The 21,871-nt window shown below is 64.9% G+C and carries 17 protein-coding genes and 3 tRNA genes; 12 read left to right on the top strand and 8 right to left on the bottom strand.

The genetic code is table 11. The features are described from left to right. Nucleotides 1–40: 40 nt before the first annotated feature. Nucleotides 41–616: a hypothetical protein gene (locus QX073_RS20160; protein ID WP_410051865.1), complete on the top strand. Its 576-nt coding sequence runs from the start codon at nucleotides 41–43 to the stop codon at nucleotides 614–616. Between the two features lie 426 nt (nucleotides 617–1,042). Here QX073_RS20160 and QX073_RS20155 read toward each other — a convergent pair whose 3' ends face one another. From QX073_RS20155 to QX073_RS20145, 3 genes are all read right to left on the bottom strand, one after another. Further along, nucleotides 1,043–1,435, bottom strand: a complete 393-nt coding sequence (locus QX073_RS20155; RefSeq protein ID WP_315711527.1) for a hypothetical protein — start codon at nucleotides 1,433–1,435, stop codon at nucleotides 1,043–1,045. Between the two features lie 218 nt (nucleotides 1,436–1,653). Then, the gene (gene glnA, locus QX073_RS20150; RefSeq protein WP_006611030.1) at nucleotides 1,654–3,063 is read right to left on the bottom strand and encodes a type I glutamate--ammonia ligase; all 1,410 of its coding nucleotides are present in this window, start codon (nucleotides 3,061–3,063) and stop codon (nucleotides 1,654–1,656) included. A 222-nt stretch (nucleotides 3,064–3,285) separates the two neighbouring features. Beyond that, nucleotides 3,286–3,624, bottom strand: coding sequence for a P-II family nitrogen regulator (locus QX073_RS20145; protein WP_009027873.1), 339 nt, complete (start codon nucleotides 3,622–3,624; stop codon nucleotides 3,286–3,288). Between the two features lie 538 nt (nucleotides 3,625–4,162). Between QX073_RS20145 and QX073_RS20140 the strand changes: the two genes are divergently transcribed. Next, nucleotides 4,163–5,662, top strand: coding sequence for an NAD(P)H-hydrate dehydratase (locus QX073_RS20140; protein WP_316194897.1), 1,500 nt, complete (start codon nucleotides 4,163–4,165; stop codon nucleotides 5,660–5,662). A gap of 104 nt (nucleotides 5,663–5,766) precedes the next feature. On the opposite strand, the gene QX073_RS20135 is transcribed toward QX073_RS20140, so the two are convergent. Then, the gene (locus tag QX073_RS20135; protein WP_316226253.1) at nucleotides 5,767–6,849 is read right to left on the bottom strand and encodes an enolase C-terminal domain-like protein; all 1,083 of its coding nucleotides are present in this window, start codon (nucleotides 6,847–6,849) and stop codon (nucleotides 5,767–5,769) included. A 27-nt stretch (nucleotides 6,850–6,876) separates the two neighbouring features. After that, nucleotides 6,877–8,181, bottom strand: coding sequence for a multicopper oxidase domain-containing protein (locus tag QX073_RS20130; protein WP_316226313.1), 1,305 nt, complete (start codon nucleotides 8,179–8,181; stop codon nucleotides 6,877–6,879). Between the two features lie 174 nt (nucleotides 8,182–8,355). Here QX073_RS20130 and QX073_RS20125 point away from each other — a divergent pair. The 7 genes from QX073_RS20125 (at nucleotide 8,356) to QX073_RS20095 (ending at nucleotide 16,451) form a co-directional block, all read left to right on the top strand. Then, nucleotides 8,356–8,440, top strand: a tRNA-Leu gene (locus tag QX073_RS20125). Nucleotides 8,441–8,611: 171 nt separating this feature from the next. Beyond that, nucleotides 8,612–9,970: a trigger factor gene (tig, locus tag QX073_RS20120; RefSeq protein ID WP_315711530.1), complete on the top strand. Its 1,359-nt coding sequence runs from the start codon at nucleotides 8,612–8,614 to the stop codon at nucleotides 9,968–9,970. Between the two features lie 298 nt (nucleotides 9,971–10,268). Further along, nucleotides 10,269–10,901, top strand: coding sequence for an ATP-dependent Clp protease proteolytic subunit (locus tag QX073_RS20115; RefSeq protein ID WP_315711531.1), 633 nt, complete (start codon nucleotides 10,269–10,271; stop codon nucleotides 10,899–10,901). Nucleotides 10,902–11,345: 444 nt separating this feature from the next. After that, complete coding sequence (clpX, locus tag QX073_RS20110; protein WP_012044595.1) at nucleotides 11,346–12,620, top strand: ATP-dependent Clp protease ATP-binding subunit ClpX; 1,275 nt, start codon at nucleotides 11,346–11,348, stop codon at nucleotides 12,618–12,620. Between the two features lie 327 nt (nucleotides 12,621–12,947). Beyond that, nucleotides 12,948–15,371: an endopeptidase La gene (gene lon, locus QX073_RS20105; protein ID WP_315711533.1), complete on the top strand. Its 2,424-nt coding sequence runs from the start codon at nucleotides 12,948–12,950 to the stop codon at nucleotides 15,369–15,371. 185 nt (nucleotides 15,372–15,556) lie between these two features. Continuing rightward, nucleotides 15,557–15,633, top strand: a tRNA-Val gene (locus QX073_RS20100). Between the two features lie 332 nt (nucleotides 15,634–15,965). Further along, entirely contained in the window at nucleotides 15,966–16,451 is a 486-nt protein-coding gene (locus QX073_RS20095; protein ID WP_316165221.1) for a cyclic nucleotide-binding domain-containing protein, read from the top strand. On the opposite strand, the gene QX073_RS20090 is transcribed toward QX073_RS20095, so the two are convergent. Then, a complete protein-coding gene (locus tag QX073_RS20090) occupies nucleotides 16,390–17,217 on the bottom strand; it encodes a metallophosphoesterase (protein WP_316226252.1) in 828 nt (275 codons plus the stop codon). The two genes, QX073_RS20095 and QX073_RS20090, sit on opposite strands and share 62 nt — an antisense overlap. Here QX073_RS20090 and QX073_RS20085 point away from each other — a divergent pair. Together QX073_RS20085 and QX073_RS20080 are read left to right on the top strand one after the other, a co-directional pair. Continuing rightward, nucleotides 17,216–17,977: a hypothetical protein gene (locus QX073_RS20085; RefSeq protein ID WP_316193065.1), complete on the top strand. Its 762-nt coding sequence runs from the start codon at nucleotides 17,216–17,218 to the stop codon at nucleotides 17,975–17,977. The genes QX073_RS20090 and QX073_RS20085 overlap by 2 nt on opposite strands. Nucleotides 17,978–18,089: 112 nt before the next feature. Beyond that, a complete protein-coding gene (locus tag QX073_RS20080) occupies nucleotides 18,090–18,947 on the top strand; it encodes a class I SAM-dependent methyltransferase (protein ID WP_316193064.1) in 858 nt (285 codons plus the stop codon). Between the two features lie 17 nt (nucleotides 18,948–18,964). Here the strand turns inward: QX073_RS20080 and pepT are convergent, their stop codons facing one another. Continuing rightward, a complete protein-coding gene (pepT, locus tag QX073_RS20075; RefSeq protein WP_315711541.1) occupies nucleotides 18,965–20,221 on the bottom strand; it encodes a peptidase T in 1,257 nt (418 codons plus the stop codon). Between the two features lie 698 nt (nucleotides 20,222–20,919). On the opposite strand from pepT, the gene QX073_RS20070 reads away from it, so the two are divergent. Further along, nucleotides 20,920–20,996, top strand: a tRNA-Asp gene (locus QX073_RS20070). Between the two features lie 194 nt (nucleotides 20,997–21,190). Here the strand turns inward: QX073_RS20070 and QX073_RS20065 are convergent. Continuing rightward, complete coding sequence (locus QX073_RS20065; RefSeq protein ID WP_315711542.1) at nucleotides 21,191–21,391, bottom strand: hypothetical protein; 201 nt, start codon at nucleotides 21,389–21,391, stop codon at nucleotides 21,191–21,193. Between the last annotated feature and the right edge of the window lie 480 nt (nucleotides 21,392–21,871).

Here is a 21,871-nt window from a genome sequence, read left to right as displayed (position 1 = left end):
ACTGACCGGGATGAGCATGCGCCGAACGAGCTTGTTGTTGATGCTTCTGGCTGCGCCGGCATGGGCACAGACCGCGCCGCCTGCCGATGGGCCGATCACCTGCACCTCGCCGGTGTCGGTCACGGACTCCGCCAAGAGCCTGATGCAGCGCTACGGCCAGGAGGCGGTGACAGACGACCAGTTGTTCACCGGGGTGGAGGACATCACCTATCAAGGCGTCGTGCTGTCGCCAAAAGTGCCGGACTGGCGTATCGAGATCGGCTTTGCTGACGAGACGATGCGGCGGGTGTCACGTCTCACCTTGATCGACTCCAAGACGAGTCATTGGAACGTTGCCGGCGTGACGCTCGGCTCCACTTTGGCCGAGGTGCAGAAGATCAATGGCAGGCCGTTTCTGATCCGCGAGTTCTTCACCGATGGTGGCGGCTTCGTTGTCGACTGGAAAGGCGGCACGCTGAGCCGTCCTTTGCCGGGTGGATGCTCCGTCAGCGTTCGCTTCGGCAGTGACGACCACGAGGGAAATCCGATCGGTGATCGCATCGCATCCGACAAGGCGGAGTTGCGCAAATGGGGACCGGTGGTCGAGCAGATCGTGGTGAGGTTTCCCGAGAAATAGCGGCTGAGTGCGCCCTCGGGCCTCATGGTTCGAGACGGCGCGCACTTCTGTCGGATGATCTCATTGACTCATGGGCGCGCGCCTCCTCACCATGAGGAGAAACCACGGCCTCGCGCGACCTCCATCTCCTCATCCTTAAGGAGCTTGGCGATAGCCGAGCGTCTCGAAGGACGAGTCCCGTTGGATCATCGCAGATGAGCAGCCACCAACAAAAGGCGCCCGGTGAAGGGCGCTGGGGGCAGGGGTGGTGCGGCAAGATCTCCATCAGGAAAGCTTGCCGCGTTTCTCGATAGCCACGACAACGCAGCGCTCGTCAATGGGCGCCGGTCGCAGGCGCGTCCGGCGGATTCTCCGAGAGCGGCCGTCTCCTACGGCCAAGCCCAATCCGTGCAGTTCGTCCCGCGCGTGGCGAGAGCGCAGCTCCGCTCAGGGCTTTGCGAGATGCCAGGCGTTGTTCAGGAAGCCGTCGCCTGTGATGTCGCCGGGCTTCTGATCCTTGGCGAAGGTGTAGAGCGGCTTGCCCTTGTAAGCCCACTGCCTGGAGCCGTCGTCCCGGGTGATGATGGTGTAGTTGGCGTCGGCCTTGTCGCTGGCTTCGGCTTTCAGGACCGGCCAGTTGGTCGCGCAGGGACCGTTGCAGGCTGATTTGCCGTCGACGTCCTTGTCGAACGTGTAGAGCGTCATGCCCTTGTTGTCGGTGAGGATGTCACCCTTCGTGCTGCTGCCGCTCTTGGTTGGAGGCGCCGCGCTGGCGGACGAGATCGCCGCGAGTGAGATTGCGGCGGTCAGGAAGAGGCGCGAGATCGAAAGCCTGGTCATTCGAAATCTCCCAATGCATGTGGATCACAGGGATAGAAACTCATTCCGGCCCGATCTATTCCTTGCGCCTGTCCCTATTCGTCATTGGGAGGAATGTCGTACCGCCGTTCTGGCGCTCATGCCGGCCTTGGCATTCGCAGCACGGCACTGCGACACCAATGAAAAGGGCGCCCCGTGAGGGGCGCCCTGGTGTCGTCATCCGCCGATCAATCGGGCTGTCAGCCCGAGTAGTACATGTCGAACTCGACCGGGTGCGGGGTCATTTCGAAGCGCTCGACCTCGGTCATCTTCAGCGCGATGTAGCTGTCGATGAAGTCGTCGTCGAACACGCCGCCGGCCTTCAGGAAGGCGCGGTCCTTGTCGAGGTTCTCGAGCGCCTCGCGCAAGCTGCCGCAGACGGTCGGGATCTGCTTCAGCTCTTCCTTCGGCAGGTCGTAGAGGTCCTTGTCCATCGCCGGGCCCGGATCGAGCTTGTTCTTCACGCCGTCGAGGCCGGCCATCAGCATCGCGGCAAAGCCGAGATAGGGATTGGCGAGCGGATCGGGGAAGCGGACCTCGACGCGCTTGGCCTTCGGCGACGAGGTGTAGGGGATGCGGCAGGACGCCGAGCGGTTGCGCGCGGAGTAGGCGAGCAGCACCGGCGCCTCATAGCCCGGGACCAGACGCTTGTAGGAGTTGGTCGACGGGTTGGTGAAGGCGTTGATGGCCTTGGCGTGCTTGATGATGCCGGCGATGTAGGACAGGCAGGTCTCCGACAGGTCGGAATACTTGTTGCCCGCGAACACCGGCTTGCCGTCCTTCCAGATCGACTGGTGGACGTGCATGCCCGAGCCGTTGTCGCCATAGACCGGCTTCGGCATGAAGGTGGCGGTCTTGCCGTAGATGTGCGCGACCTGATGGATGCAGTATTTGTAGATCTGCATCTGGTCGGCCATCAAGGTCAGCGTGTCGAACTTCATGCCGAGCTCGTGCTGGGCCGAGGCGACCTCGTGATGGTGCTTCTCGACCTTGACGCCCATGCGCGCCATGGCGCCGAGCATCTCCGAGCGCATGTCCTGCACCGAGTCCTGCGGCGGCACCGGGAAATAGCCCGCCTTGGTGCGGATGCGGTGGCCGAGATTGCCGCCCTCATATTCGGTGTCGGAGTTGGTCGGCAGCTCCGAGGAGTCCAGGCGGAAGCCGGTGTTGTAGGGCGACGAGCTGTAGCGCACGTCGTCGAATACGAAGAACTCGGCTTCGGGGCCGACGAACACGGTGTCGCCCACGCCCATCGACTTCACCATCGCCTCGGCCTTCTTGGCGATGCCGCGGGGGTCGCGGTTGTACGGCTCGCCGGTGGTCGGCTCGAGCACGTCGCAGGTGATGATCATGGTGGTTTCGGCGAAGAACGGATCGATCGTCGCGGTCACCGGGTCGGGCATCAGGCACATGTCGGATTCATTGATCGCCTTCCAGCCGGCGATCGAGGAGCCGTCGAACATCGTGCCTTCGGCAAAAATGTCTTCGTCGATCATGCTGACGTCGAAGGTGACGTGCTGCCACTTGCCCCGCGGGTCGGTGAAGCGGAGGTCGACGTATTTGACGTCATTGTCCTTGATTGCTTTCAAGACGTCCTTGGCGGTCTTCATGAATACCCCTCTTGGCTTATAACGTCACGGCCCGGCGCGGGACGGCGTCCGCGGGTCATGCTCCATAGCCTCGTGCGGGAGCCAAGACAACATCGGAAACGGCAAAACGGCCGCGTGCAAGCGCCTCGCAGAGGACACTCGAGCTGCCGTGGGGGCTGCTGGCGCAGCAAACGTTCCGTGGGGGGCCTGGAGCGGACGGTCCGTTGAGGCCCCCCGGTCAGGCTAGATCGCGTCCAGCCCGGATTCTCCGGTTCGGATGCGGATGGCTTCCTCGATGTTGGACACGAAGATCTTGCCGTCGCCGATGCGGCCGGTCTGGGCGGCGCGGCGGATCGCCTCGATCGCGCGCTCGACCAGGTCGTCGCCGATCACGATCTCGATCTTCACCTTGGGCAGGAAATCAACGATGTATTCGGCGCCCCGGTAGAGCTCGGCATGGCCTTTTTGCCGGCCGAAACCCTTCGCTTCGGTAACGGTGATGCCCTGAAGTCCCACCTCCTGAAGCGCCTCCTTCACCTCGTCGAGCTTGAACGGCTTGATGATGGCTTCGATCTTCTTCACTGAGCGCCTCCCGGGCATTCCGCTATAAACAACATGTGGGTCATCGTCAGGCTGCGCCCACGCGCAAGTCGTTCGATCATTTCGTTACCGGGCCCAACACTCTCCGGCGGAGGCCCGGTGATTGATTGCCCGACTTGCCCCGTGCCGAAGTGGCTCCACAAAAGCAGGGTCTATGCCAAGTCGTTAACGGGCCCAAATGGAGCCGATATTCAGGCATTTCACCAGCACCCGACGATTCCCTCAAGGAACGTCTAGAATACCGGAGCCTTGAGATTAGGCAAACAGATCAAACATTGTGCAGGTCTTGACGGCGGGGCCGCGCGCTGTCCGAAATGCCCAGGGAAAAGGCGACGTGCCGGGTTTCGTCGCGTCTTGCCAGATGTGCAGCGCCCTTGGAAGTTGCGGGCTGGCGCGGCAATAGGGAGCGCGGGATTCGCCCGCACCGGCTCCGAGGGACGGGGCGCCGACGTCCGCTGCGAGGCGACGGGGACGACATCACGCAGCCGGCGCAAGACGGCGGCTGGGGACGAGAGCGGTAATGGACATCTTGACCACGAGCGAAATGGAGCGCGCCGACCGGCTGACCATCGCGGCCGGCACGCCGGGCTTTTCGCTGATGCTGAGCGCCGGACAGGCGGTGGCCGAGGCGGCCATGGACCTGGTCGAGACCGGGCCGATCGTGGTCGTGTGTGGGCCGGGCAACAATGGCGGCGACGGCTTCGTTGCCGCGGCCGAGCTCGCCGCGCAGGGCAGGGACGTGTCGGTCATCCTGATGTGCGAGCGCGACGCGCTGCACGGCGACGCGGCCTCCGCCGCCAAGGGATGGAAGTTTCCGGTGCTACCGTTCACGCCGCAGGCGATCGGCAAGCCGGCGCTGATCATCGACGCGCTGTTCGGCGCAGGTCTCAGCCGGCCCGTCACCGGCGAGCCCCATGACGTCATCGCAGCGATCAACGGCAATGGCGCGCCGGTGCTCGCCGTCGACCTGCCGAGCGGCATCAACGGCACCACGGCCGCGGTGATGGGCATCGCGGTCCGCGCCACCGAGACGGTGACCTTCTTCCGCAAGAAGCCGGCGCACTTGCTGCTGCCGGGCCGCCAGCATTGCGGGCGCGTCCGGCTCGCCGACATCGGCATCGATCCCCAGGTGCTCGCCGAGATCAGGCCGCAGGCCTTCGAGAACGATCCCGAGCTGTGGCAGGGCCATTTTCCGGTGCCACGCATCGACGGCCACAAATACGCCCGCGGGCACGTGCTGGCGATGTCCGGCGACGTCACCGCCACGGGCGCGGCGCGGATGGCCGCGCGGGCCGCATTGCGGGCGGGCGCCGGCCTGGTTACGCTGGCCTCGCCGCGCGATGCGCTGGCGGTCAATGCTGCGGCGCTGACGGCGGTGATGGTGCGCGCCGCCGACACCGCGATCGCGTTCGGCGAATTGCTCGGCGACAAGCGCTACAACACCTGCATCATCGGACCCGGCACCGGCGTCAGCGAGCGCACGCGCGACCTCGTCTACACCGCGCTGACGGCGCAGCGTCATCTCGTGCTCGATGCCGACGCATTGACGAGCTTCGCCGATGCGCCGGAGCGGTTGTTCGAGCAGATCAGGGCGATGACCGAGGCGCAGATCGTGCTGACGCCGCACGAGGGCGAATTCCCGCGGCTGTTCTCGGATCTCAGCAACAAGCATCCCGGCCGCTCCAAGCTCGAGCGCGTCCGCGCGGCGGCCGTGCGGTGCGGCGCCGTGGTGCTGTTGAAGGGCGCCGACACGACGGTGGCCGCGCCCGACGGCCGCGCCGCAATCGCCGCGAACGCGCCGCCCTGGCTCGCCACCGCCGGCGCCGGCGACGTGCTCGCCGGCATCATCGCCGGCTTGCTGGCGCAGGGTGTGCCGGCGTTCGAGGCCGCCTGCATCGGCGTCTGGATGCATGGCGAGGCGGGCAACGAGGCGGGGCCGGGGCTGATCGCGGAGGATCTGACGGAGACCTTGCCTGCGGTGTTCCGGCGGCTCTATGACCGGTTCGGCGTCGAGTATTGATAGGGCGAGTCGTCGCCTCAACCACACTGTCATGCCCGCCTTCGCGGGTGATGACAGTTGGGGATGAGGCGGCGACGGCGCGTCCTGCTCTTGGCTGAACCCGCTCACGTCACCTGATATTTCGCCACCGCGCTCTCGTTCCAGGCGAGGCCGAGACCCGGGCCTCGCGCGGTGACCTTGCCGTCCACGATTTGCAGCGGCTCGGCGAGAATGGCGCCGGCGAAGTCCAGCACTTCGAGCCAGTGCGCAGTCGGCGTCACTGCCAGCACATGGGCGCTCGCCTCGGGCAGGATGTGACTCGACATCGGGATCGAGGCGGCGTCGGCTTGCCCCGCGACGTTGAGCCAGCCGGTGATGCCGCCGACCTTCATCAGGTCGGGCATGATGAAGTCGGAGGCGCCGGCGGCGATCGCCTCGGCAAAGCCACGCGGAAACCACCAGTTCTCGCCGGCCTGGATCGGGATCTCCGAGCGCTCGCGCACCCGGGCATGGCCGGAGAGGTTTTCCTGCGGCACCGGCTCCTCGATCCAGGTCAGGTCGTAGGCAGCAAGGTTGGTAATTCGACGTGTCGCCTCAGCGGGATCGAGCGACTGGTTGAAGTCGAGCATCAGCGCCATGTCCGGGCCGAGCAGGGCGCGCAGGCCCTTGATCATCGCTTCGTCGGTCGCGAGATCGCCATGACCGCCCTTGGTCTTGATGGCGCGGAAGCCGTGCTCGTCGCGCGCGGCGCGCAAGGTGCGCTCGTCGTCCTTGGCATCGAGCACGCCATAGCTGTCATAGGCCGGAATCGGCCGCGCCGTGCCGCCGAGCAGCTCGACGACGGGCTTGCCCGCGAGCTGACCGAGCGCATCCCAGAACGCCATGTCGAGGCCCGAGACGGCCATGCCGACGAGGCCCTGCCAGCCGAGCAGGCGGAATTTGGCGTCCATGAATTTCATCAGGTCGAACGGGACCAGCGCTTGGCTTTTGAGCTCTCGGCCGATCTCCTCGACCAGATGCAGCAGCGGTTTCAAGGCGAGCCTGGTGTAAGCGAACAGGTAGGAATGGCCGGTAACCCCCTGATCGGTTGCGACGTCGATCAGCACCAGCGGTCCGGAGTCGATGATGCCGAACGCGTTGCGCAGGGGGCGCTGCATGGGCGTGATCACGGCGCGCGCCGTGACCCCGGTGATGGCGGCAGTGGTCATGGGGACTGTTCCCTCAGGTTCGTTTCCTCACCTGATCTCATACCACCGCAGCAGCCGCGGCGCCGCCCAGTTGGTCGCCATGCTCTCGACCAGGAACCGGCCGGATTGCTCGGCAAGGAATGCAATGCGCTGGGTCTGGCCGGCCTCCAGCGCCAGCGTGTCGAGCCAATAGGGCTTCCAGCCGTCGTCGAGCCGGTCGAGCAGCCGAAACGGCTGGCCATGAAGGTGGACCACATGGGTGCCGGCGGTCTTGTTCGCCAATGCCAGCACGACCACTTGGCCGGCCCTGGCCCGGAACGTGGGGGCGCCGCCGGCGTTGAACGCGGCGGGCGGTTGCCAGCCGGCGCCGTCGAGCGCGAGCTCGGCCCGAGCGGCGGTCCTCAGGTCCAGCTTGTCCGGCAACCCGTTCGACGGCAAAGGCGGCGCCGGCGGCAGTGGGGCGGCACGGAGCGGCGGCTCGCTCGACGCCACCAGCCGGGCGAGGGGACGCGGATTGCTGCCGTCGTGCAGCAGCACGGCCAGCACCGTCTTGGCGGCGGGCATGTCGATGAAGACGTCGGTACGGCCGCCGGGCGGCAGCACCACCGCGCCGTTTCGAGCCAGGAAAGGCTCGGCCGGCTGGCCGTCGATGGCCATCACGCGGACGGCGTCGAGGTCGGCGATTTTGATCGCGATCACAGCGCGTTGACAGCCATTGATGAACCGCAGCCTGACCCGTGCATGGGTCCGCAGCGCGATCTCGGGCTGGATGTGCCCGTTGACGGTGTAGATGAGCTCGGTGTCTTGCGCTTCGGTTCCTGGCGCAACCGCGGTACCGTCCGCCTTGAGCCTGAAATCCTCGACCAGGAAAATTTCGTCGCGGTCGACAGTTACCGTCGCGGCCTCATCGACGATGACAGGCAGCGGGCGGATCGGCACGGCGTCGGCGAGCAGCCGCAGGTCGAGCAGGCCGGTCCCGGCGCGCGACGCCAGGGCTGGAATGGTGGCCCGGCCGCCGGGGCCGAGCTCCGCCTGCGCCAGTAGCGGTGCGGGCAAAGTGAGGCCGCGGCTGGACAACGCGGCCGGGATCGAAAGGCCATTCGAAAGGTCAAGGTCGAGCGCCGTGCCGCGGGCGAGCCGGACCACCGGGGCCGGTGCAGCCAGCCGCCAGAGCGGGCTGGCCGAGCGTCCCTGGGCCAGCACGAGAGATTCGCCGCGAGCGTTCAACGAAACCGAGATTCGGCCACCGGCCCGAGCCGAGCGGGTAAACGAGGCCGCGCCGGCTGCGGCGAGGCCGCCGAGCAGGGCGCGGCGGCTGAGCCCCTCCGACGGTTCCGTCATGCGACAAAACATCGTGCGATGAGGGGGATGCGGATCATGCTGTTTTCCCTTATCTGTGCGTGCGACACGGTCGATCGGCCTGCCGGTGGTGCTTTCGACAGCCCATTTTTTTGCTGCGGACGGTTTCGTGCGTGGTATAAGCCGCGCCGCCCGCGGCACCGCGGCCGGGCTATCGATGCAGTTCACGCGGGCGTGGCGGAACTGGTAGACGCGCTGGATTTAGGTTCCAGTGACGAAAGTTGTGGGGGTTCGAGTCCCTCCGCCCGCACCAAGCGCTTCTCCGGCGTTTGCCCCAAGTTTTACCGGCAGACCCGCTCTCTCGCACAGAGAAGCGGGGCCGCCGATCCACCGGCGCAAAGCCTTTTGCTGCGCGTCGTCCACAATTGAGTCAGATGTGTCCGGATCGCAAGGGTTCGGACCGAAGCGGAAGAAGATTGACGCCATGCAGGTCACAGAAACCTTGTCGGAAGGCTTGAAGCACGAGTTCCAGATCAGCGTTCCGGCGGCGGATCTCGACGCCAAGGCGGACGCCAAGCTGGTCGATCTCAAGGACAAGGTCCGCATCAACGGCTTCCGCCCCGGCAAGGTGCCGGTCGCGCATCTGAAGAAGATCTATGGCAAGTCGGTCATGGCGGAGACCATCGACCAGACCATCCGCGACACCAACACGCAGATCTTCACCGAGCGCGGCTTCCGCCTCGCCACCGAGCCGAAGGTGACGATGCCGACGGAGGAGGCCGAGGTCGAGAAGATCCTCTCCGGCCAGTCGGACCTGACCTACACCGTGGCCGTCGAGGTCGTGCCGGCGATTGCGCTCGCCGACTTCAAGACCTTCTCGGTCGAGAAGCCGGTGGCCGACATCACCGATGCCGATGTCGACGAGGCGATCAAGCGCCTGGCCGATGCCAACCGCAGCTACGCGGCGAAGGCCGAGGGCGCGAAGGCCGCGAGCGGTGACCGCGTGAAGATCAACTTCAAGGGCACGATCGACGGCGTCGCCTTCGAAGGCGGCACGGGTGAGGGCATCGACGTCGTGATCGGCTCGAACACCTTCATTCCCGGCTTCGAGGACCAGCTGATCGGTATCGGCGTCGGCGAGACCCGCACGCTGAAGGTCACGTTCCCGACCAATTATCTCAACAACGAGCTGGCCGGGAAGGCGGCGGAGTTCGAAACCACCGCCACCGCCATCGAGGCGCCCGAAGACAAGGTGGTGGACGATGAGTTCGCCAAGACGCTCGGCCTCGAATCGCTCGACAAGCTGAAGCAGTTGATGCGCGATCGTCTCGCCGGCGAGTTCAGCCAGGCGACCCGCCAGCGCGTCAAGCGCGCGCTGCTCGACCGTCTTGACGAGACCCACAAGTTCGATGCGCCGCCGTCGCTGATCGACGAGGAGTTCAACCTGATGTGGAACTCGGTCAAGGCCGAGATGGATTCCAGCGGCAAGACCTTCGCCGACGAGAACACCACCGAGGACAAGGCGAAGGAGGAGTACCGCACCATCGCCGACCGCCGCGTGCGCCTCGGCCTCGTGCTGTCGGAGATCGGCGAGAAGAACAAGATCACCGTGACCGACGACGAGGTCAGCCGCGCCGTGATCGAGCGTGCGCGCTCGATGCCGGGCCGCGAGAAGGAGGTCTGGGACTTCTATCGCAGCAACCCGCAGGCGCTCGCGCAGCTGCGCGCGCCAATCTACGAGGACAAGGTCGTCGACTTCATCCTCGAACTCGCCAACGTGACCGAGAAGAAGGTCTCCAAGGACGAGCTGTTCAAGGACGACGACAGCGACAAGGCGGCCTGAACAGGCTGTCCATCGTAGGGTTCGCGACATAAGCGCGAGATTAAGGTTGACCGGCGAAAGCGCCGGTCGTCCAGGTTCCGGCGCTGGCCGCCGCCGCGGGAATCAGCTTGAACAGGGCAACGACCTCGCTTGCGGCGGGCCAGGGCACCCGGTCTTGTCACCGGCAAATTGGTCCATATCTGTGGGCTCGGTCTTGAAGTTCTGCATCACGGGACACCGGTCCGTCGCTGCTCGTTGAAATGAGCCTCACCTGCGGCGGCCGGTCGTCTCAACTGCTGGTCCAACCCTTGGGTGATTCATGCGCGATCCCGTCGAAACCTATATGAACCTTGTGCCTATGGTGGTCGAACAGACCAACCGCGGCGAGCGCGCCTACGACATCTTCTCGCGCCTCCTGAAGGAGCGCATCATCTTCGTGACCGGTCCGGTCGAGGACGGCATGGCGACCCTGATCGTCGCTCAGCTCCTGTTCCTCGAGGCCGAGAACCCGAAGAAGGAAATCGCGATGTACATCAACTCGCCCGGTGGCGTGGTGACGTCGGGCCTCGCGATCTACGACACGATGCAGTTCATCCGTCCGGCGGTGTCGACGCTGTGCACCGGCCAGGCGGCCTCGATGGGCTCGCTGCTGCTCTGTGCCGGCCACAAGGACATGCGCTTCTCGCTGCCGAACTCGCGCATCATGGTGCATCAGCCGTCCGGCGGGTTCCAGGGCCAGGCGACCGATATCATGCTGCACGCCCAGGAGATCCTGAACCTGAAGAAGCGGCTGAACGAGATCTACGTCAAGCACACCGGCCAGCCCTACAAGGCGATTGAGGACGCCCTGGAGCGCGACAAGTTCCTCACGGCGGAAGCCGCCCAGGAGTTCGGCCTGATCGACAAGGTCATCGACAAGCGGCCGGAAGATCCGGCGGCGATGGGCAAGTGAGCCAACAGTAAGCGACGCGGGGCCCGATGGACGGGCCTGGGGGATGTAACGGCGGCTCCTTTACCGGCTTCGGTCGGCAAAGGTGCTGAGGTAGGGTCCCAAAAGAGCCGCAACCTTGCCGTGCGGCCGGCAAATAGGCGTGGCAAACACGCAACGCTCCGCTGATTTCGCGTGTTATTGCCGTGTCAAGCCCCAAAATCACGGTAATGTCACGGTCTAGGGTCTGTGCTCCGATTAGCGAATTCTTGATAGTCGGATGACAGCATGATTGGCTAGAGTGTCGAGTTATGGATCGTGGGGGATTCGCGTAGGTCGTGGGTGCACGACAGGTGAAGAACAAGGTGTTAATTTTGGTACGAAATTTGCTCTTTCACCAGTCTGGTCCGGCCCGTGCCGGATCGGGACGAACGAGCGGACAAGAGCGAACCGCGGACGGAGACAGGAATGAGTAAGGTCGGCACGAGCGACTCGAAGAACACGCTATATTGCTCGTTCTGCGGCAAGAGCCAGCACGAAGTCCGCAAACTGATCGCAGGTCCAACCGTCTTCATCTGCGACGAGTGCGTCGAACTCTGCATGGACATCATCCGCGAGGAGAACAAGTCCTCGCTGGTCAAGTCGCGCGACGGGATTCCGACCCCGAAGGAGATCTGCAAGGTTCTCGACGATTACGTGATCGGTCAGAACCATGCGAAGAAGGTGCTCTCGGTCGCGGTCCACAACCACTACAAGCGGCTGAATCACCAGACCAAGCACTCGGACGTCGAGCTCGCGAAGTCGAACATCCTGCTGATCGGTCCGACCGGCTCGGGCAAGACGCTGCTGGCGCAGACGCTGGCGCGCATCCTGGACGTGCCGTTCACGATGGCGGATGCGACGACCCTGACCGAGGCCGGCTACGTCGGTGAGGACGTCGAGAACATCATCCTGAAGCTGTTGCAGGCGGCCGACTACAATGTCGAGCGCGCGCAGCGTGGCATTGTCTACATCGACGAGATCGACAAGATCAGTCGCAAGTCGGACAATCCCTCGATCACCCGCGACGTGTCGGGCGAGGGCGTCCAGCAGGCGCTGCTCAAGATCATGGAGGGTACGGTTGCGTCGGTTCCGCCGCAGGGCGGCCGCAAGCATCCGCAGCAGGAGTTCCTGCAGGTCGACACCACCAACATCCTGTTCATCTGCGGTGGTGCGTTCTCCGGCCTCGAGAAGATCATCTCGGCGCGCGGCCGGTCGACCTCGATCGGCTTCGCCGCCCAGGTTCTGGCGCCGGAGGACCGCCGCACCGGCGAGATCTTCCGTCACGTCGAGCCTGAGGATCTCCTGAAGTACGGCCTGATCCCCGAGTTCGTCGGCCGTCTTCCGGTCGTTGCGACGCTCGAGGACCTCGACGAGAACTCGCTGAAGAAGATCCTGACCGAGCCCAAGAACGCGCTGGTGAAGCAGTATCAGCGGCTGTTCGAGATGGAGAACATCGAGCTCACCTTCGCCGACGAGGCGCTGGGCGCGGTGGCGCGCAAGGCCATCGAGCGCAAGACCGGCGCGCGCGGTCTGCGGTCGATCCTCGAGAGCATCCTGCTCGAGACGATGTTCGACCTGCCGGGTCTCGAGGGTGTCGAGGAAGTGGTCATCTCGCGTGAAGTGGTCGAGGGCACCGCCCGCCCGCTGTACATTTACGCCGATCGCTCCGATCGCGCGGTGGAAAGCAGCGCCAGCGCGTGAGGCGCGCTGGTACGAGAGACAGAAGACCTCGATTTATTAGATCGGCGATCGCCGCGGACGTCATGTCCGCGGCATCGCAGCGTTTCAGCGTCCCGCCGCGTAAAGCCATTTTTGGCGGGTGTTTACCGATACTTGACACCCCCCGGGTCGATAGCCACCTAATGTCGCGTGGCGATACAAATCTCAATCCCGGGATTCGCCTCAACAACGATCCGAAACAAGCGGGCGATATCGACGCGTCAGTGATGTCCGGATCAGATCGCACCTTGTGGCGGTTGCGCACGATGGCGGACTGCGTGCAAGGGGGCTAAACAAAAGGAACAGGCCATGACGACCCCCAAACCCCGGCCGACCATCGTTTATGGCGAGAGCCACGCCTATCCGGTTCTGCCGCTCCGCGACATCGTCGTCTTCCCGCACAACATCGTTCCGCTGTTCGTCGGCCGCGAGAAATCCATCCGCGCCCTCGAAGAGGTGATGAAGAACGACGCGCTGGTGATGCTCGCGACGCAGAAGAACGCGTCCGACGACGATCCAGCTCCGGATGCGATCTACGAGACCGGGACGCTCGCCAGCGTGCTGCAACTCCTGAAGCTGCCCGACGGCACCGTGAAGGTGCTGGTCGAGGGCCTGGAGCGCGCGCGCGTCGAGAAGTACACCGATCGTGCCGACTACTACGAAGCCACTGCCGTTGCGCTCGAGGACACCGACGCCAAGTCGGTCGAAGCCGAGGCACTCGGGCGCTCCGTCGTGTCGGATTTCGAGAGCTATGTGAAGCTGAACAAGAAGATCTCTGCAGAGGTCGTCGGCGTCGTTCAGTCGATCACCGATTTCGGTAAGCTGGCCGACACCGTCGCCTCGCATCTCGCCGTCAAGATCGCCGATCGCCAGGGCATCCTGGAGACGCTGTCCGTCACCACGCGCCTGGAGAAGGTGCTGGGCCTGATGGAGAGCGAGATCTCGGTGCTGCAGGTCGAGAAGCGCATCCGCTCGCGTGTCAAGCGCCAGATGGAGAAGACCCAGCGCGAGTACTACCTGAATGAGCAGATGAAGGCCATTCAGAAGGAGCTGGGCGACGAGGACGGCCGCGACGAGCTCGCCGATCTGGAAGAGCGCATCAACAAGACCAAGCTCTCCAAGGAAGCGCGCGAGAAGGCGCAGCACGAGCTGAAGAAGCTGCGCCAGATGTCGCCGATGTCCGCGGAAGCGACCGTCGTGCGCAACTATCTGGATTGGCTGCTGTCGATCCCGTGGAACAAGAAGTCCAAGGTGAAGAAGGATCTGGAGGCCGCGCAGGCGGTTCTGGATGCGGATCACTATGGGCTGGAGAAGGTCAAGGACCGTATCGTCGAGTACCTGGCGGTGCAGTCGCGCGCCAACAAGCTGACCGGCCCGATCCTGTGCCTGGTCGGACCTCCCGGCGTCGGTAAGACCTCGCTCGGCAAGTCGATCGCGAAGGCCACCGGCCGCGAGTTCGTTCGCGTGTCGCTGGGCGGCGTGCGCGACGAGGCGGAGATCCGCGGTCATCGCCGGACCTATATCGGCTCGATGCCCGGCAAGATCATCCAGTCGATGCGCAAGGCCAAGACCTCGAACCCGCTGTTCCTGTTGGACGAGATCGACAAGATGGGCTCGGACTTCCGGGGTGACCCGTCGTCGGCGCTGCTGGAGGTCCTGGACCCCGAGCAGAACACGACCTTCAACGATCACTATCTGGAGGTCGACTACGACCTGTCGAACGTCATGTTCATCACGACCGCGAATACGCTGAATATTCCCGGGCCGCTGATGGACCGCATGGAGATCATCCGCATCGCAGGCTACACCGAGACCGAAAAGCTCGAGATCGCCCGCAAGCACCTGATCCCCAGCGCGATCTCCAAGCACGGACTGGACTCGAAGGAGTGGTCGATCGACGACGACGCATTGCTGCTCGTGATCCGGCGCTACACCCGCGAAGCGGGCGTACGTAATCTGGAGCGTGAGATTTCCACACTGGCCCGCAAGGCCGTGAAGGAGCTCATGATGTCCAAGAAGAAGTCGGTGAAGATCACCGAGAAGACCGTCGAGGAATTCTTGGGTGTTCCGAAGTTCCGCTTCGGTGAGATCGAGAGCGACGATCAGATCGGGATCGTCACGGGTCTGGCATGGACCGATGTCGGCGGTGAGCTGCTCACCATTGAAGGCGTCATGATGCCCGGCAAGGGCAAGATGACGGTGACGGGCAATCTGCGCGACGTCATGAAGGAGTCGATCTCGGCGGCGGCGTCCTACGTCCGCTCGCGGGCGATCGTCTACGGCATCGAGCCGCCGATGTTCGACCGCCGCGACATCCACGTCCACGTTCCGGAGGGGGCGACCCCGAAGGACGGTCCGTCGGCGGGTGTCGCGATGGCAACCGCAATCATCTCGGTCATGACGGGCATTCCGATCCGTCACGACGTCGCGATGACCGGTGAGATCACCTTGCGTGGTCGCGTGCTGCCGATCGGCGGTCTGAAGGAGAAGCTCCTGGCCGCGGCCCGCGGCGGCATCAAGACGGTGCTGATCCCCGAGGACAACGCCAAGGATCTCACGGAGATTTCCGATGCGATCAAGGGCGGCATGGAGATCATCCCGGTCTCCCGTCTCGACGACGTCGTCGCCCGGGCCTTGGTCCGCAAGCCGGTGCCGATCGTCTGGGAAGAGGATACCAAGGTCCCGGTGAAGGCCGATGGCGACGAAGCCGCCGGCGGCCTGACCGCCCACTGAGGTCCGAACTGATCCAAGGAAACGGCGCCCGTAAGGGCGCCGTTTTCGTTTGGGGGATCGAGCCACCGACCCTTCGAGCGTGCGTGGTCTGCCCCCACCGGTCCCGCTGCGGCGGTTTCTCGCTGCCGCCGCGTGGTTCCGGCGTTGATTGAGGATCGGGCAGGGGGTAAAGAAGCGCGACGTGAGGGCGGCTAGCTCAGCTGGTTAGAGCATCTCGTTTACACCGAGAGGGTCGGGAGTTCGAATCTCTCGCCGCCTACCATTAGCATCCGCTGGGACGCACCCTCGCAATGGTGACGCTGCTATTGTGGTGCGTCGATTTTCCAAGCTGATGGCGATACTCTCCAGAAGCGCGTTTGTGCGTCGGGTTTCATCGATCTGCTGCTCTCCAAGCTGAGCCACCTTGCCATCGAGCCTCGGCGGCTGAGCCAAACCCACGTCCCGATCACGATGATGGCGCCGCCGAGTGCTCAATTCGGACAAGGGTTCAAAATCCTTTGCGACAGCTGGTGCGAAGCGCCCGGACGATTTCGCGTGGCGATGAACCGTTCTTCGGCTAGCTTGGCGCGCGGCGTGAACATCGCGGGCGAACCGATGACCGACTTCCTGCGCCACTGCACCGGCGGACATGAGCGCGCCATTCCGGCGGGCACCATGCTGCTCGAGGAGGGGCACAACACTGGGCATCTCTACATCCTGCTCGACGGAGAGCTGGAGGTGATCAAGGCCGGCGCCACGGTGGCCGTCATCTCCGAGCCGGGCGCGCTGTTCGGCGAGATGTCGCTCCTGCTGGAGCAGCCGCACACGGCGACCGTGCGGGCGCTCGTCGATTGCCGGATCTACGAGATCCCGGATGCGCCACGCTTCCTCAGTGAAAATCCCGAGGCGACGCTCGCGATTGCGCGCATGCTGGCGCAGCGCCTCAACGTCGCCAACAGCTATCTCGCCGACCTGAAGCGGCAATATGCCGGCCATGGCACCCATCTTTCGATGGTCGGCGAGGTGCTGCAGGGCATGATCAACCTGCCGCCGCAGCAGGTTTCGCCAGGAACGGATCTGGAATCCGATCCACGACTCTGAGCCAGTCCGGCGCCGCCGTCACCGGCTGCGCCGGGCGTTGCAGGGGGCCGGCGAGATCGATCCATTCGGCTTGCCCCGCCGCCAACCAGAAGGCGCGCCCTTCGTCGGTGTCGAGCACCATGTAGGTCGGCGGTCGCCCGGGTTGCCGCCCGGTGTTGAAGACCCAAGTCTCACCGACGCGATCGAACCAGGACCCATCCGTGATGAAGGGCGACTGGTGGACGTGGCCGGAGATCACCATCGCCGGGCGGTGCCGCGCGATGAAGCCTTCGAGCTCGGTGTCGCCGAAGAAGCGCTTGCCGCCCCAGCTCACCGGCGAGTTGGCCGGCGGCGCATGATGCACCCAGATCCAGCGGGCTGTGTCGCGCCTCGCGGCGGCATCGAGCTGGCTTGCGATGGCGGCCTTGACGAGAGGACCGTCCCACCATGGGCAAACCGAGAACAGCGTGTCGCCGATCAGAAGGTCATCGCCGTCGGCTGCGATGCCGAGCTCGCGGACCGTCCTGATCCAGGCCGCGATCTTCTCGCCATCCGGGTTGCGCTCCTCCAGGTCATGATTGCCCGAGCAGATCATGACCCGCGTCTTGGCCGCCAGGAGCGCGAGATATGTCTTCACGACCACGATCTGGGCGCGAATGTCGACGATCGAGGCGAGATCGAGCGCATCGCCGGCGAACACCACCGCATCAAAATGATCGGCAGCCGCCACCAGCCAGTCGAACTGCGGCAGCGAGTAATGAAGATCGGCAACGATGAGAGTGCGCATGTGGCTCCTGACGCGCCTGATCGAAGCAAGAGCGAGACCAGACCCGGCGACACCAGAGGCTGTCCCGCTATTGCATTGCGCTACGGCGCTCGCCAGCAGGTCCGCGCGCATCTATCGATCCCTCACCCGCGGCGGTATGATGGGGCCGTTGTTCAGCCGCAGCTGCCAATTGCGAGTGTCCATGTCTCGTCGTCCGCGACCGCCAATGACTGTTTCCTTCGTCCGCACCGGCGAACGCCGCTACGCGGTGCGCGCGACGCTCGGCGACGGACACACCCTCGAAATGAGCCCGGCGCCTGGCTTCGATCCCTGGATGCCGCATGATCTGCAACACTTCATCGTCGAAAAGCATCTCGGGATTGACGGCGCCGTATTCGGGCGGCTCGCGGCCGGCGGCACGGCCGGGACCTTTCATTTGGTCCCGCATGCGACCTCGTCCCGCGAGGCCGCGCGGCTGCGCCGCAGGCATGAGACCAAGGACCAGCGCCTGATGCCGGAACGCAGCGAGGACTATGCCCGCTCCGAGCGCGCTACATATGTGTGCTGGCAGGACTGGCTGCAGCAGGCTGACGATCCGGCGCTGCGGGCGCGCGGGGCCGAGATGGCACCGTCGGCGCGCAGTCTGCTGGACGGGATGTCAGCGGAGGAGCGCGCGGCCTACACGCCGGCGCGGCGCGACGCCATCCGACAGGAGTTCGCGCGTCTGAGCCGACGTTGGAGCGCTCTCGCCATCGGCGAAAGTCTCTCCGAACCGTGGTGAGGAACGGCCCACTTTCTTACTCAAGCGCATCGCGGCCTCGTGCCTTGACAGGACAGGCGGCTGCATGCGCCATGCCGGTTCTTGCGATGACCTCAATCAGACAGGGCACATCATGCAATTGCCGGCAGGGGACGACCGCAACGCCGACCAGATCGCCTATTGGAACGGGCCCGGCGGCCAGCGCTGGTCCGATCGCCAGGAGGCGCAGGATATCCTGCTCGCACCGGTGTCGCAGATCCTGATCGAGCGTATCGCCGCGAAGCCGGGTGATCGCATTCTCGACATCGGCTGCGGCTGTGGTGGTTTGTCGATCGCACTGGCCGGGCAGGTGGCGCCCGGCGGCTCCGTTCTCGGCGTCGACATCTCCGCACCGATGCTCGAGCGGGCGCGCGCGGTGGCGCCGGCCGGGCTTCCCGCCGAGTTCGTGCTGGCCGACGCGACCGTGTATCCGTTCGCGCCGGCGAGCCTCGATCTGCTGGTGTCGCGGTTCGGGGTGATGTTCTTTGCCGATCCGGTGGCGTCGTTCGCCAACATCCGCCGCGCGCTGAAGCCGGGCGGCCGGGTCGTGTTCGCCTGCTGGCGCGAGCCGAAGGCCAATCCCTGGATGATCGCGCCGCTGCAGGCGGTCTATCGTCACGTCCCGAAGCTGCCGGAGATGGCGCCGGAGGATCCTGGCCCGTTCGCCTTCGCATCCGAAGCGCGAGTGGCGCGGATCCTCGGCGAGGCCGGCTTCAGCGACGTCGCGCTGGAGGCGCATGCGCTGTCACTCGACATCGCCCGCGGGCAGGGTCTCGAGGCGGCAGTGGAGTCGGCGTTCGAAATCGGCCCCGCCAGCCGCGCGCTGGAGGGGCATCCCCAGGAGACGCGCGAGGCGGCGCGGCAGTCGGTCCGCGAGCTGCTGACGCAGTATGTACGCGGCGACAGCGTGACGCTCGCCGGCTCGATCTGGCTGGTGACGGCGCGCGTCTGACGCGCGCCGGACGGCGCTCAGGATCGCTCTTCCCAGATCATCGCCAGATGGACGATGGTCTGCGCCGCCTTCTCCATGTCCTGGACGCTGACCCATTCGAGACGCGAGTGGAAGGCATGCTCGCCGGCAAAGATGTTGGGGCAGGGCAGGCCCATGAACGACAGCCGCGAACCGTCGGTGCCGCCGCGGATCGATGTCCTGACCGGCGTCAGGCCGGCGCGGCGGATCGCCTCCTCGGCATAGGTCACGATCTCCGGATGCAGATCGATGACCTCCTTCATGTTGCGGTATTGCTGCCGAACCTCCATCCGATAGCTCGAGCGCGGATAGTCCTTCAGGACATCCCTGACGATGTCCTCGAGCAGCGCTTCCTTCTGCCGCAGGCCCTGCTCGCTGAAATCGCGCACGATGAAGTCGAGTCGCGCCTGTTCGAGCGCGCCGGAGATCCCGACCGGATGCAGGAAGCCTTCCTTGCCCTCCGTCGTCTCCGGCGAGCAGCCATCCTTCGGGAGCCGATCGACGATTGCGGACGCGATCTTGATCGCGTGCTCCATCTTGCCCTTGGCAAAGCCGGGATGGGCGCTGACGCCGTTGATGAGGATGGTGGCGCCGTCGGCGGCAAAGGTCTCGTCCTCGATGTTGCCGGCGGTTTCGCCATCCATCGTGTAGCCGAAGTCGGCGCCGAGCTTCTTCAGGTCGACCCGGTCGACGCCGCGGCCGATCTCCTCGTCCGGCGTGAACAGGATCTTGATGGTGCCGTGCTTGATCTGCGGATTGCTGATCAGGAACTGCGCCGCGTCCATGATCTCGGCGATGCCGGCTTTGTTATCGGCCCCGAGCAGGGTGGTGCCGTCGGTGGTGACGATGTCGTTGCCGATCTGGTCCTTCAATGCAGGATGCTCAGCCGCACGGATGATCTGGCTCGGGTCCCCCGGCAGCACGATGTCGCCGCCCTGGTAGTTGCGCACGATCTGCGGCTTCACGTTGGCCCCGGAGCAATCGGGCGACGTGTCCATGTGCGAGCAGAAGCAGATCACCGGCACGGCCTTGTCGGTGGTGGCGGGGATGGTCGCATAGACGTAGCCATGGTCGTCCAGGTGGGCGTCCGAGAGGCCCATTGCCTGCAGCTCGGCTGCGAGCATCCGGCCGAGATTCTTCTGTTTGAGCGTCGAAGGACAGGTCGGCGACGTCGGGTCCGACTGGGTGTCGATCGCGGCGTAGCGGAGCAGGCGCTCGGTGACGGAGTGGGTGTAGCTGCGAAGCGGGTCGGACATGGGCACCAAGAGAGAGAGGGAGAGAGGGAGAGAGGGAGATGTTACCGGAGGTATCAGTATACTAATATATCAGTTATTGCATGCCAGATACCAGGGGGTGGCAGGTTATCAATGGTTTCCGCTCTGATCAAAGATCGTCCGCCAGCTCCCGTGCGGAATACGGCGGGGTCGCGGGCCGGCGTTGATCAGCACCGCCTCGCCGACAGCAGGATTGCGCACTCCGGCGCGCGCCACCTGCAGGATACCGACTCCGGCGATTCGAAGCTCATCTTCCTCGCACCGGTGGCGGGCGATTCGTGGGCAGCGTCCGCGAGGAATCTCCTCTCACTCGCTTCCTGGTCAGCAAGTGCGCCTCGGCGGGGACCGCGGCCGGAAATTTCAATATGCCCGGTCGGAAGCATGCGCGGTCGGACTTGGCGCCCATTTTGCCATATCCGGCCTGCGACGTCGTCGCGAAGCGACCGCCAGCGCCGCCGCCGCGGGGCGGGGTTGCCGCGGTCCGGAAGGAGAGACGCGGGACAGGTCGATTTGGCCCATCATCGTGCGGCGACTAACGTTGGCTGCCTGGGCCCAGCCAAGGAGATCGGGCGTCCTGCATTGCTCCCCCATCAAGGACTTCGCACAGCTGTCGGTTCATTGTCCTTGACTTCGAAACATCGCCCCTTTAAGTCGCACTCCTCCGCGGATTTCGCGATCACGCGGGAGTAGCTCAGTTGGTTAGAGCGCCGGCCTGTCACGCCGGAGGTCGCGGGTTCGAGCCCCGTCTCTCGCGCCATGTTTTCAATGGCTTAGCTTTTGATGTGATCTGTCCGCTGGCGCAAGCAGCGCCGCCGCGCGATCCCTTCCCGTGTACGACCTGGCGCTCCGCCGGACGGCAAGTGCTCCGTCGCCGATTTTCCGATCGGGCATGAAAAAGGCCACCCGGCGGGTGGCCTGCGATTGCTGTCAGATGGCAGCGGAGCAGTGGCCTCAGCGGACGACCATCGAGTCGCTGGAACTCGTCATGGTCACCGGCTTGCCTGCCTTCACGACGTGCGATGCCGTCTGGCTGTAGTCGACGTTGGCGCGGGTCGCGATGCCGAAAGCGGTCACCGCGATGCCGGCGACCAGGGCAACGACGACGATCTTCAGATGGGTCGATCGGTCTGCGGAATGCAGCGAGTGGTTCATGTCAGCCTCCCGGCGTCTCAGAGCGCCACTTTGTTGCCTGGACATGTACCCCCGCTTTGTTTCGATCCCGTTTCTTCGTTTCCTCAAAATGGTTTCATCGGTTGCAGCCGCCGCGGCGGCAATCGGGAGTATGCGGCCGGGGCTAACAGCGCGCGGCGGTGCCGGTATCGACGGCGGCCGTGGATGATCTTGATCCGGCGGCCCTTCGTGACCATCTCCCGCGGTAACGGAAGCCTATCGGGTGACGGTCCCGTCGCCTCGTTTGGATCTCCCGATCGAGCGCTGATCCGCATCCGTCTCCGACCAGCCAGCCTGCGCACACCGGCGTGCGTCCTCGCGATTGCTGATCGCCTCAGCGTCCTGCGTTGGACCGTGCGGCACCGTAATGCTGCGGGTCTGCAATGCGGCTCCTGCACGCGTCATCCGCGGCGCCGCTGCTCGGTGTGTCCGGGTTTCCGCAATGTGGGGAGGGATGACACC

The organism is Bradyrhizobium sp. SZCCHNS3052 (assembly GCF_032484495.1).
Classification (GTDB): Bacteria; Pseudomonadota; Alphaproteobacteria; order Rhizobiales; family Xanthobacteraceae; genus Bradyrhizobium.
This window is presented reverse-complemented; position numbering and strand designations above follow the sequence as displayed.

Coding starts and splice junctions, on each gene's coding strand:
- QX073_RS20160 (WP_410051865.1), top strand. CDS start 41: ATGCTTCTGGCTGCGCCGGCATGGGCACAGACCGCGCCGCCTGCCGAT.
- QX073_RS20155 (WP_315711527.1), bottom strand. CDS start 1,435: ATGACCAGGCTTTCGATCTCGCGCCTCTTCCTGACCGCCGCAATCTCA.
- glnA (WP_006611030.1), bottom strand. CDS start 3,063: ATGAAGACCGCCAAGGACGTCTTGAAAGCAATCAAGGACAATGACGTC.
- QX073_RS20140 (WP_316194897.1), top strand. CDS start 4,163: ATGGACATCTTGACCACGAGCGAAATGGAGCGCGCCGACCGGCTGACC.
- QX073_RS20135 (WP_316226253.1), bottom strand. CDS start 6,849: ATGACCACTGCCGCCATCACCGGGGTCACGGCGCGCGCCGTGATCACG.
- QX073_RS20130 (WP_316226313.1), bottom strand. CDS start 8,181: ATGTTTTGTCGCATGACGGAACCGTCGGAGGGGCTCAGCCGCCGCGCC.
- tig (WP_315711530.1), top strand. CDS start 8,612: ATGCAGGTCACAGAAACCTTGTCGGAAGGCTTGAAGCACGAGTTCCAG.
- QX073_RS20115 (WP_315711531.1), top strand. CDS start 10,269: ATGCGCGATCCCGTCGAAACCTATATGAACCTTGTGCCTATGGTGGTC.
- clpX (WP_012044595.1), top strand. CDS start 11,346: ATGAGTAAGGTCGGCACGAGCGACTCGAAGAACACGCTATATTGCTCG.
- lon (WP_315711533.1), top strand. CDS start 12,948: ATGACGACCCCCAAACCCCGGCCGACCATCGTTTATGGCGAGAGCCAC.
- QX073_RS20095 (WP_316165221.1), top strand. CDS start 15,966: ATGACCGACTTCCTGCGCCACTGCACCGGCGGACATGAGCGCGCCATT.
- QX073_RS20085 (WP_316193065.1), top strand. CDS start 17,216: ATGTGGCTCCTGACGCGCCTGATCGAAGCAAGAGCGAGACCAGACCCG.
- QX073_RS20090 (WP_316226252.1), bottom strand. CDS start 17,217: ATGCGCACTCTCATCGTTGCCGATCTTCATTACTCGCTGCCGCAGTTC.
- QX073_RS20080 (WP_316193064.1), top strand. CDS start 18,090: ATGCAATTGCCGGCAGGGGACGACCGCAACGCCGACCAGATCGCCTAT.
- pepT (WP_315711541.1), bottom strand. CDS start 20,221: ATGTCCGACCCGCTTCGCAGCTACACCCACTCCGTCACCGAGCGCCTG.
- QX073_RS20065 (WP_315711542.1), bottom strand. CDS start 21,391: ATGAACCACTCGCTGCATTCCGCAGACCGATCGACCCATCTGAAGATC.